Source organism: Luteibacter sp. HAY1-4A, from assembly GCF_056755355.1.
The window spans coordinates 20,028-31,104 of record NZ_JBNDHZ010000052.1; the positions used below are offsets into that span (position 1 = coordinate 20,028).

The following is an 11,077-nucleotide window of genomic DNA, read 5'->3' on the forward strand; positions in this document are numbered from 1 at the left end:
CATCGCAGCGGTGTCTTTCGGGCAACAGTGGCGGCGGTTTATCGCAAGCTTTGGTGAATGCGTAGGGCGATCGGGGTTGCTGCGAGGTTCCCGCGACTACTATGGATGTAGTTGACATGGCGGGCGAAGCGGCCTATATCTACTACACATCTAGTAGATAGTCGCCGGGCCGCCGCACATGAAGATATCCCTCACCGACCGCGAAGCGGACATCATGCAGGCGCTATGGGACCACGGCCCTTCGCTGGTGTCGGAAGTCCGCGAGCGCCTGACCGACAAGCTCGCTTACACCACGGTGCTTACGGTGCTGCGGACGCTGCAAGCGAAGGGTTACGTCGGCTACGAAGAGGAAGGTCGCGGGCACCGCTACTTCGCCAGCGTCAAGCAGCAGGCTGCGCGCAAGAACGCATTGCAGCACCTTACCGACAAGCTTTTCAAAGGGTCCACTGAATTGCTCTTCACGCACCTGGTGTCCGACCAGAAGCTCAGCCCGGAGCAGATCAGCCGCATGCGCAAGCTGCTCGCGGAGCGGAATGGCAAGGACAAGCCTTGATGCTTGCGTGGATGGTCTACGCCGTGCTTGTCGCCGTCGCCCTCGGTGCGGCGGCGCTGCTTGCCGAGCAGGCGGCGAAGCATCGCCGGCTCCCAACGCGCTGGCCGTGGATCATAGCTCTCGCGGTATCGGTGTTACTGCCCCTCGCCATGGCTACGATTTCCATACCGCGGCTCGGGTTCTTCGCGGGCGAAGTGTCTACCGCGGCTGGCATGTCCACTGCGCCACTGGTTTTACGCGAAGCCACTTCGATCCCGCTGACATCGAGGGCGATCGATTGGAGCGGCACGGCCTCGTACGCATCCTCGACGCGCATCAACGCGATGGTGTCGGACATCTGGCTGGCCAGCTCGTTCACGCTGATGCTCTTTCTTGGCATCGGCACGGTGCTGTTCCACCGGCGTAAACGCAAGTGGGCGCCAGGAATCTTGTGCGGTGTATCCGTGCTCGTTTCCGAGGGCGTCGGGCCCGCCGTCGTCGGACTGATTCGGTCTCGCATCGTTGTACCGGCTTGGGTGATGGAAGAGCCGCCAGAACAACAGCGATACATCATGTCCCACGAGCAAGCACACCTGAGGGCGCGTGACCCGTTGCTCGTCGCCGTGGCGATGGTGTTCGTCGTGTCAATGCCGTGGAGCCCGTTGCTCTGGTGGCAGTTTCACCGCCTTCGCTGCGCGATCGAGGTCGATTGCGATGCTCGGGTTTTGAGTGGTGGTGGCGACGTTGGCGGCTACTGCGAGACCCTGATCCAGGTGGGGCAGAACCAGTCCGAGTACATCGGCGCGATCACGGCGATGTCGGAATCGAAGTCATTCCTAGAACGCCGGATAAGAATCATGCTGTCCTCACCACGGAAATGGGCGCGCGCCCTGTCGTTCGCGCTGGTCAGTCTTGCTCTTGGCCTGGTGGTCTTTGCTGCTCAGGTGACGCCGCCTGCCGTACCTGGGCAGGCCGTGAGCGACACGGTGACGGTCAGCCCGGACCTTCTCGATGCCTACGCGGGCTTCTACGCACTCAGCGACTATTCGCTTCTCACGGTAGAACGCAAGGGGGGCGGACTGGCCGCGACGCCCATCGGTCAGTTCCTGGCACAGGGAACGATCGATGTGTCCACCGTCAACGAGCATGAATTCTCCATGCCGAGTATCGACGTCACGCTGGATTTCGTGAAAGGGCAAGATGGGGGAATCGGTTCGCTCGTAGTGCATGAGCACGATGTGCCGGTGATCGACGCGCCACGCGTCGATCCGGCGACGGCGGAACGGATTCGCGTGGAGCTGGCGTCCAGGGTGAAGGAACAGAAGCCCTTTCCCGAGAGTGAAAAGGCGCTGCACTTAGTGCTGAGCAACTCGCAGAACGGCGCCGGTCTGGCGCCGGGGATGGCCAGGATACTCGCGCGCAATCGGACGTCGTCGGCGGACTATCTCGCGCGCCTCGGTCCGGTCCAGTCATACAAGTTCGAGGGCGTCACGGACTACGGCTGGGATATCTACGACGTCCAACACGAACACGGTGCGCAACAGGTGTTCATCCAGCTCGACAAGCGCGGCTTGCTCACGAATGTCGTCATGCGTCGCCAGTGAGGCGGTAGCGGACGTAGGCACCCAACCAGTGGAACAGGGGACACATGATGCGAAGGCTTCAGAGGCTCGTCTTGCGCGGCTCGGTAATCGTCGCGGGAGCACTGGCCATCCCAGGCTATGTACTGGCGGCGCAGTGCCACGCCCCCGACGAAGCGGCAGGCGGCCCCAGCAATGCCCATACGCGCTACGTCGAGACACACCTGCAGCCTGCCATCATCAAGCGGGGCGATAAACCATTCACCCTTGCCGAGCGGATGCGCCAGTACGGAGTGCCCGGTCTCAGCGTCGCCGTTATCCACCATGGCAAGTTCGACTGGGCGCGTGGCTGGGGTGTGCGCGATGCCGCGAGTTGTGCGCCGGTGACCCCCGATACGGTCTTTCAGGCCGCGTCCATCAGTAAGGTCGTGACGGCCGTGCTTGCGCTGCGGCTGGCCGAGCAGGGAAAGATCGGGCTGGACACAAATATCAACGACGCGCTTCGGTCCTGGCACTTGCCGAAAGACCCTAAGCTCGCCCCCGATGGCGTGACTCTCCGCCAGTTGTTGAGCCATACCGCCGGACTCGGAGTGCATGGATTCGACGGCTACAAGCCCGGCGAACCGCTGCCTACGACCGTCCAGATCCTGGACGGCGTACCACCCAGCAAGAGCGGGCCCGTGCGCAACATCCTGCCGGCAGGAGCTCAGTTCGAATACTCCGGTGGCGGTTACATGGTGACGCAACTCGCCCTCTCCGACGTGACCGATACACCCTTCGCGGAACTCGCACAACGCGAAGTATTGGGTCCGCTTGGCATGACGCGAAGCGCTTTCGCCCAGCCGCCGTCGGCAGCCATTCTCGAAAACATGGCGTTCGGTCATGAGAACGGGGAGACCATTCCCGGGAATTACGTTGTAGCCCCCCAACTGGCGCCCGCCGGCTTGTGGACAACCGCAGGCGATCTCGCTCGATTGCTGGTGGACATCCAGGCCGCCGCGGAAGGCAAGACCGGCCACCGCCTTTCACCCGTCATGGCGCGGCAGATGTTGACGCCCGTCAAGGACAACTGGGGGCTCGGCGTCGCGCTTTATCCGAACGAACCAAAACGGTTCGGCCACGATGGCGTGAACCCCGGATTTCGCAGTTTCATGATCGCTTACACGGGAAAGGGCGAAGGAGTCGTGGTTCTGGCCAACTCGGATCAGGGCCGGCCACTGATGGATGAAGTGGTTCGCGCCGTCGCGGCAGATTATGGCTGGCCGGAGATCGCGGTACCGGCGACCGAAGAGAAGAAACTATCGCTCGCCGAGCTTTCGAAAGCCGCTGGCCGCTTCGTGGGTGGTGGACTCGATGTCGCGATCGAGGCGCGGCCGGATGGGTTGTATGCCAACGCTGGTGCTCCCGTTGCGGAACGACTGATTGCGCTGTCGCCGAGGCGCTTTCGGTCCGAGTCGTTGGGGGTTACGGCTGAATTTGCGCCGGATTTCTCGAGTCTTATGTTTATCGAAGGTGGGCCGCCGATGAAGCTGGTGCGTGTTAGGGCGATGCCTTCGACGACGAAAGGGAGTTGACCGACCCGATATCCAGCGCCTCTTGTTTGACTTGCTCGACTTGGGATTTACCCAGAACCCATGGTCTCAAACGCGCTAGCATAACTGCGGGCCGCCAGGAGAACCTGGAGTCAAACTTCGCTACGATAAGAAGTTGGTGACCTAGCTGCCTGATGTCGCCGAAAAGGATACGGTCGCGGCGTAGGGCCGAAAGGAGGGAGCATGTCCGTTGTCACGGTCATTATCGACCTGCAAAAAGACTTCTTCCGCCACCCCGGACTCGTGGACGGATCGGCATAGTTTGTACCCACTACATGCCCGTAGTTTGAGCACCTGGCCGTTCCTCCCCCGTAATGGAGCCCGGTCGGTCACGGCAGGAGAATAGTTTGTACATGCTAGGTCAGATGGCCTCGGGCTCCGAACGCGCTCGAGACGAGGCCATCCGGCTAGGTTAACTCCGTCTTAACAACTGGCGATTCGTCCATTGATCGCCTGCCGATCCGCCTCCTCGCCGCTAAAACGAACTGGCCTCGCGATCGACGATCAAACTGTCCATGGACGCGCACCCCTGCCCCAGCCTCAGCTAGGCCAAAGGCGTGAGCCTCCTAGCGGAGTTATTGACCCGCCTATTTCCCCTAGACGTTGGAGCATGTGGTGGGCGCCGACCAGATCAGCCGCCCTTTAAAACCTTGATACTATTTGGCCTGCGGCGAGGACCAAGGGGCGCCGTACCTATGGCATCGTGAAACGATGCTGCTTCAGTGAACTCTCGCAAGGGCGATGCTCGTGCTTCTGCTTCATATTTCGGATATTCACTTTAAGCATCCCGAGTGTGCGAATCCAGAACAAGACCCAGATTTGATCTATCGCGAAGCGATGCTTGACGACGTTGATAAACAGGTCGGTCGGCTAGGCAAGATAGATGCAATTCTTGTCGGTGGCGACATCGCCTTCAAAGGCAGCGCTGCGGAGTACGAATGTGCTCAGGCATGGCTTTCCAAATTGGCGGAAGTTGCCGGGTGTCCCGTTTCCCGAATCTTCGTAGTCCCAGGGAATCACGACATCGACAGGGAAACTGCTAAGCAGCTACATGTTGTGAACGTCCATAAATCAATCTCTTCGGCCTTGGATAAAGAGCTCGCGCTCAAATCGGTCCTCTCGGACGAGACATCGCGAGCGTCACTTTTCAAGCCGCTAACTGCCTATAACACGTTTGCGGCCCAGTACGGTTGCCAGCACTACGGTCCTGAGAATCTTTCTTGGCGGCAGGACCTGCCTCTGGAACATGGGGTTTACCTTCGAATTCACGGTCTAAATTCAACCATGCTCTCTGGCTGCAATGGAGACGATGATGCCCAGGGCTCGCTCTACATGAGCCCATTCCAAACAGCAATTCAGAACGACGAAAACGTGGTCAACGTAGTCTTTGCGCACCATCCGCCGGAATGGTGCGGTGATGCAGCTGGTATCGTCGACAGCATCGATTATCGTACTTCCTTGCAGATTTTCGGTCATCGGCACCTGCAGCGAATCAGCATCACACAAAAGTATATGCGGCTGAGCGCGGCTGCAGTAAATCCCGATAGGCGCGAAGCACAAGGCGAGCCGGGCTATAACCTCATAGAGGCATCAGCCCAGCTGGTCGATGGATCCCGTCGAGTCAAACTGAAGGCCTATCTCCGACGATGGCAAAGCCCAGACCGATACGTCGCTCACGTTGCTGACGATGACAGCGATTCCTACGAAGTTAGCTTTCCAGTGCACGCCGGTCGCAGAAACAGTGCAGCGGCATCGCACGAAAAGGCAAGTGCTCGCAGTGATCAAGGCGACGGTCGGGATTCGGCCGGCGGCAACGATGTAACGAGCTTCGCAACCGAGCTGCAGATGAGTGAAATGACCTCACGCGATTTCATTTTCCGGTTCTGGCAACTGACCGGTGAGCAGCGGCGGGCGATCTGCAAAAAGCTGGGCGCCCTGGATCCAAAGGACGCTGCATTGAGCGAGCCCGAGCGATTTGGTCGGGCTTTAACGAAGATTGGAAGCATGAATCTCATAGACCAGCTAGGCCATGAGATCGAACGTGCGGAGGACGAAGGATGAATGCGCAGGTGGCCCCCGAATGGTTCTCGTTGCTTTGCTCCCCATTAGTTGTGGAGGAAAACGCAGACTTCCTTTCACAGCGCTGGCGGATAGTCATCAGTGCAGCCAAATCGCTGGACGAACAAACACTGCGAGGCGCCCTACACCTTGCTCTTGATTGGCCCGCAGCCGATCAACGGGCGAACGATCGCCTGTTTCAGGCGTTCGTTCAGTCGGAGCCAGCATTCGCCGACGCCTCGAATAAACAGGACCACCGCCTCATGGCGCGAGCCGTGCTGGTGCGTGCAGCTGAAGGTGCTCACAACGCATCCCGGGTAGCGCTGAGTATGTACACGGCAAGCGCATTCGGCACACGCGGCGGGGACCTAGGGAGCGCGATTCGGCACGACGCGACCAGTGCACTTTCTGAGCTCAGTCGCGAGACCCGTAAGCGCCCCCAGCTAGAAAACATGGTGCCAGAGCCGAAGGTCGACTTCTCCTCCGGGCTTACGGCGTACAAAAGCAACGAGGACGTGAACGGCCTCATGGAATCGATCGCCGAATCGCTGCGGGCCTCTCTCAGAAATTCACATGCACGCCAAGTGGCGGCTTTCAATCAGGTAAACAGCTTTCTTCAGGCGCAGGACGAAGAACTCCAAGTGCTTTGGTGGCTGATGGGTGGGACTAGCACCTCTACCGGCGTGCCTTTTTCGGATATCCCCCAGGCCCAGCGCCCGTGCGTTCTAGCCGTCGATCTAGCAATGTGCACAAACACTGAATCAGGGCTTCCAGCGGCCGAGGGCTTCCTGTTTCGCGCGGGTCTTCCCGCAGAGGGGTCTTCACGAATCACAGCCACCGTGAACGCGATTCCACGCGCCTACAAGGAGTGGTTGCTGAAGGGGGTGACTGTCGACGCCCTTAAGCTCCCGATTCATTTTGCGATCGCACGTCAGTTCGAGACTGGTGATGACGATGCCTGGATCCCAGCGTGGGCTGCTGCGACAAAGATTCCATCCGATTTCGCGGTAACGCCCGCCGAACTCGCGAAGCACATCTACTTCGAGCGACTTGTTGCCAGGGGTGCCTGAGATGGTCATCGTGGGGGAGAGTTCAGTCATATGCGCGAACCCGCAATGTCGCGTTGGTCAGGATGGGAAATGTGTCGAGGGGTTAGCGCTTGACGTCTGTCCCCAATATGGGCGTGAGTTGGTCGACTCGCCTAGTGCATCCGAAGCGTTGCCTGCTAAGATCAGTGGTGTCAAATTGCCGAGTGCGACGTCGCTTATACTGTCCGATCTGCCGCGCCTCCTTCGTACTGAGGAGGCGCGCGTCGTCGCCATCATTGGTCCGTATGATTCCGGGAAGACATCCCTGATTGCTTCCTTGTTCGACCTTCTTCAGTTGCGAAAACTCGGCCAGATGACATATGCAGGCTCGCAGACCCTGCATGGCTTCGAACAGGCGTGCCACGACGCTCGGGCGCAGTCTCGCAGAACAACACCCCATACAAACAGGACGCGGCGCGGAGGAGTGTCCTTCTATCACCTAGAAGTGTGCGGTGCCACGAATTTAGGGCGCTTAGCATTGTTCTTGGGTGATCGGTCGGGCGAAGACTATAAGGATGCGCTAGACGATGGCTCCCTGATGGCCGATTTCCCGGAGATTTCGAGAGCGGATGTCATCACTCTTCTCGTTGATGGTGCACGCCTTATAGACGGCGCGCAGCGTGCGAACACGACATCAAACATAACTATGAGCCTGCAGGCGCTGTCAGAGCGCGAGGGATTCCTCGCAGGAAGAGCCGTGGCAATCGTCCTGACAAAATGGGACGCGATCAGCGCTACTAGTGAATCCGATCGTGTCGCCGAGGAATTTGCGCGATTGATTGACGCGTTAAAGAGGAGATTCGGTGGGCGTTGCGACATCGCAGGATTTACAGTCGCCGCTTCACCTCACTCTACGAGCGTTGAGCGCGGTTTCGGTGTCGCGGAGTTAGCGTCATATTGGGCATCGAACAAGCGTATTCCGCCGGGGAGGTCGGCCGAGCCGCACGCAACCGGTCGACTATTCGACCTCTATGCTCTGCCTCGGGTCTCGGTGCTATGAATGATTCCTCGATTGTCGTCGTGGGTCTTCCAGGGTCCGGAAAGACAACTTTTCTTGCGGCGTTCTGGCACATAGTTTTCAATCAGGAGATTGAGACGTCGCTGAAGTACGTCAGGCTGCCCAAGGGCGATATTGGGTACTTGAATCGGATCTCAGAGACGTGGCGATCCGCATACCTTCAGACACGAACAAGCGCCGGAGGTACTCAAACGGTGCAGTTCATACTCGATGCGCCGGAGCTTGGAGCAATCGAGCTGTCGTTTCCCGATGCACCCGGCGAGCATTTCCGGGATATGTGGGAGCACCGCGTCTGCGCATCCGAACTTCTCGAGTACATGAAGTCGCCCGGCGTCGTTCTTTTCGTTCACGCTGGCAAGATCGTGGCTCCTCGATGGGTCACCGACGAGAACGCGCTGGCTGAGCAGATGGATGCGCTGTCTAGTACTAGTCACCCTGGCGTAACCGCCGCCGCTGCTAGCGTCGAGGCGCAGCCAGCATCTCACCTACAGTGGTCGCCAACCTCCGCACCAACTCAGGTGCAGCTGGTAAGCATTCTTCAGCTGTTGGCAGAGGCTCCATTGAGCATTGGGCCTCGCCGCTTATCTTTAGTGCTTTCAGCTTGGGATGTCGTCGCTGAAGACGAGTTAACACCCATGGAGTATCTGGACATCCATCTGCCACTACTCGCTCAGTACCTGTCTAACAATGCAGCCGTGTGGAAATCAAAGGTGTGGGGGATAAGCGCGCAGGGATCGCAATATGACAAGGAAGGGAGCCCAAATCCCTCTGCAGGTGCGTTGAAGGCGCGGATGCACCAGAGGGCATCCGACCGTGTCGTCGTTACAGACGGTGCCAACTCATCAAGCGACCTAACCGAGCCGCTGAGCTGGTTGCTTGGCAAAGGTGCTTAGGATGACCATGCTGCATCAGATGCTGCATGGTTACCGGGACGGTCACCGCCGCATTGCCGCTTCGGTAGCCTTCGCGTCGCCTAGCGACGAGAAGCGTGTCCTCGTGCTGAGCGATCTCTCTGGACCCAGTTGGTCCGGACAGACGGACAGCTACATCACAGGCTATCCCCTTCCAGAGTCTGGAATGTATGCGCTCGCGCGCACATGGCGGGCGGATGAAATGAGGCGCCCAGGATGTGTCTGGACTCATACACTCTTAATCGCCTTTTCAGATCTTGCTGTTATGGGCGACGCGCGTCCATTACTCAGTCTCTTCTCGCGTCCATATTTGACGAGTGCGGGCACTGTGGGAAGCGATGGCATCCATGACTACACGCTACCAGTCTTCCTGCCCGCCGAACCGCGCAACGACAAGCAGTCGCCACTTGATCCGATCTCGGTGAAGGATCTCTTAGAGAGGCTTTACTTAAGACCGCTGGATCAGGTCTTTATCGATCGACGTGATCTACTTTCGGCAGATGAGCACGTCCTCGCAGTTTGGTCGCAGCAATGGCCGAAGTTGCGTCGAGGGTTTCGCTTCTGCACGCTTGTCTCTGACGATCGGTCGATGCCTGGTGAGGTGTTTGACCTTCAAGTCAAGGGTGAATCACATAGCGTCGTCAGGCCGCGTTTTTCGCGGGACGATGCAGCGCAACCAATCTATGGTCTATCGCACAGATGGCTGGAGCTCGCGGTCGAGGATGTGGTGTCCAAGGAGCCCGCGGGACCCTTCCACGTCGCCAATCTAACTGCATTTCTCAAGGTAGTCGGTAGTGGATTGAGTGGCGGGCGCGCAGCGTTCGCGCCTCTCTGCGAGCTTTATGCGTTGCTTAGCCGGGCAGATGCGCTAGGAATTGATCCCTCAATAGAGTTGTTGCGCGAGCACAGTTTGGTTTTAGATAGTTCGCCGTTGGCCGAAATAGTCACTTCTGTTGCGCTCAAGACCGGAGGTCCAAGAGAGGGCGCGAATTGGCCGAGTGTGCTAGAGAGCATCACACTGTCAGGCGTGGAATCGCTAGGAGATGCAGCGATTAGTCGTCTTACCGAGAACGCTTGGAGATTCGCCGCCGAATCTGCGGCGGCCGCATTGTCGACAAAAACCTCGCTGAACCTTGCAGGACTACTCGAGCTCACCCCTCGCGATGCATTGCTCACCCTTTCGCATGGCACGATCGCTCGTGTTGTTAGTCGATATCCCGACGCCATCGACCTTGCTGTAGTTTCATCACTGCCCCGTAGCGATCTTGACTCAATCCTTGTTCAGGCGCTTTGTCTGAGTAGCAAAGATCGCCGGAAACTAATCGAATTTACGATTATGCGCGGCAGCGCATCGATTGTTCCAGCCGTGTTTGAGGCATGTGATGTATCCGAGGTAGTCGAGGCTCTTGCAGGTGTTGATGTTGGCAATGTGCCTAACGTATGGATCGACACTGCAACGAGATACCCAGGGATCCTAACCGACCTTCTTCATCGGGTTTCTGCCAACTCGCTTGTGTTCTGGGATGCGATCGCGCGGGCGAGCTCGCCTTCGTTGATTCCCAACGCGTATGGAGACGATCCTTGGTTGGGACTGATCAGGAGGGAGCAGGATGCGACTTTACCAACGGCTCTATCCTGCTACCTAATGTCGCGTGCATTGGGCGGACATTCCCTCAGCTCGATCGGGCTCATATCCAGAGTTTTCGATAAGGTTCATTCGGATGTCTACTATAGCAAGTTGACGTCTAGGCAATGGCAGCTATTGGACGATGTGCTTCCCCACCTCGATGAATATCGAGGATGGGATAGGTGCTTAAGATTAAGAATGGGTGTAGCGGCGTGTGTGCTGCGCGACAGACTTTCTCTCGGTCAGATCGAAGCACTGACTCCAAATGATCACCTTCTGGGCTGGCTGGTCGACGCGATCAAATCGGTAGACGGCGGCAAGAAATACCTTAAAGCGCTGATGAAGAGTGACCATCGGGCTCGTTCCCGAATCCGAAGTATCTGATTCGGGACTGAGCCGACCGTTAGATAGGGCGGCTAGGGATCATCACTCCGAGCGCGGCAACGCGCAGCCGTGAAAGACGCAGCCAACTGATCGGAAGGTTCCAATTAATAGTGACGACCGCTGCGTCCCAATTACCCATTTTGCATAGAAAGGATCCCGATGCTTCGTTTTTCCCTGGCAACTTCTGCATTTTGCGTGGTCTCGAGCATCGCGACAGCAAAGGGCGTTGAACAGCATCCCGTCTTCACGACAGAAGCCGACCTGATACCTGTCTCTTATACACATCT

At 58.2% G+C, this 11,077-nt stretch carries 8 protein-coding genes; all 8 read left to right on the forward strand.

Features of this window, described 5'->3' with window-relative positions; genetic code table 11:
* Positions 1–178 precede the first annotated feature (178 nt).
* Positions 179–553, forward strand: a complete 375-nt coding sequence (locus ACPYOD_RS15840) for a BlaI/MecI/CopY family transcriptional regulator (RefSeq protein ID WP_481302675.1) — start codon at positions 179–181, stop codon at positions 551–553.
* A complete protein-coding gene (locus ACPYOD_RS15845) occupies positions 553–2,136 on the forward strand; it encodes a M56 family metallopeptidase (protein ID WP_481302682.1) in 1,584 nt (527 codons plus the stop codon). Before ACPYOD_RS15840 ends, ACPYOD_RS15845 begins: the two co-directional genes overlap by 1 nt.
* 44 nt (positions 2,137–2,180) lie before the next feature.
* Positions 2,181–3,686, forward strand: coding sequence for a serine hydrolase domain-containing protein (locus ACPYOD_RS15850; protein WP_481302676.1), 1,506 nt, complete (start codon positions 2,181–2,183; stop codon positions 3,684–3,686).
* 759 nt (positions 3,687–4,445) lie between these two features.
* Positions 4,446–5,765, forward strand: a complete 1,320-nt coding sequence (locus tag ACPYOD_RS15855; RefSeq protein ID WP_481302677.1) for a metallophosphoesterase — start codon at positions 4,446–4,448, stop codon at positions 5,763–5,765.
* The gene (locus tag ACPYOD_RS15860; RefSeq protein ID WP_481302678.1) at positions 5,762–6,832 is read left to right on the forward strand and encodes a GTPase-associated system all-helical protein GASH; all 1,071 of its coding nucleotides are present in this window, start codon (positions 5,762–5,764) and stop codon (positions 6,830–6,832) included. Before ACPYOD_RS15855 ends, ACPYOD_RS15860 begins: the two co-directional genes overlap by 4 nt.
* A gap of 1 nt (position 6,833) precedes the next feature.
* Positions 6,834–7,850, forward strand: a complete 1,017-nt coding sequence (locus ACPYOD_RS15865; RefSeq protein ID WP_481302679.1) for a TRAFAC clade GTPase domain-containing protein — start codon at positions 6,834–6,836, stop codon at positions 7,848–7,850.
* On the forward strand, positions 7,847–8,761 hold the full coding sequence (locus ACPYOD_RS15870) for a TRAFAC clade GTPase domain-containing protein (RefSeq protein WP_481302680.1): 915 nt from the start codon (positions 7,847–7,849) through the stop codon (positions 8,759–8,761). Before ACPYOD_RS15865 ends, ACPYOD_RS15870 begins: the two co-directional genes overlap by 4 nt.
* 1 nt (position 8,762) lies before the next feature.
* Positions 8,763–10,790 (forward strand): GAP1-N1 domain-containing protein, encoded by a 2,028-nt coding sequence (locus ACPYOD_RS15875; RefSeq protein WP_481302681.1) that lies wholly within the window; start codon positions 8,763–8,765, stop codon positions 10,788–10,790.
* Positions 10,791–11,077 lie beyond the last annotated feature (287 nt).

Coding starts and splice junctions, on each gene's coding strand:
- ACPYOD_RS15840 (WP_481302675.1), top strand. CDS start 179: ATGAAGATATCCCTCACCGACCGCGAAGCGGACATCATGCAGGCGCTA.
- ACPYOD_RS15845 (WP_481302682.1), top strand. CDS start 553: ATGCTTGCGTGGATGGTCTACGCCGTGCTTGTCGCCGTCGCCCTCGGT.
- ACPYOD_RS15850 (WP_481302676.1), top strand. CDS start 2,181: ATGATGCGAAGGCTTCAGAGGCTCGTCTTGCGCGGCTCGGTAATCGTC.
- ACPYOD_RS15855 (WP_481302677.1), top strand. CDS start 4,446: ATGCTCGTGCTTCTGCTTCATATTTCGGATATTCACTTTAAGCATCCC.
- ACPYOD_RS15860 (WP_481302678.1), top strand. CDS start 5,762: ATGAATGCGCAGGTGGCCCCCGAATGGTTCTCGTTGCTTTGCTCCCCA.
- ACPYOD_RS15865 (WP_481302679.1), top strand. CDS start 6,834: ATGGTCATCGTGGGGGAGAGTTCAGTCATATGCGCGAACCCGCAATGT.
- ACPYOD_RS15870 (WP_481302680.1), top strand. CDS start 7,847: ATGAATGATTCCTCGATTGTCGTCGTGGGTCTTCCAGGGTCCGGAAAG.
- ACPYOD_RS15875 (WP_481302681.1), top strand. CDS start 8,763: ATGACCATGCTGCATCAGATGCTGCATGGTTACCGGGACGGTCACCGC.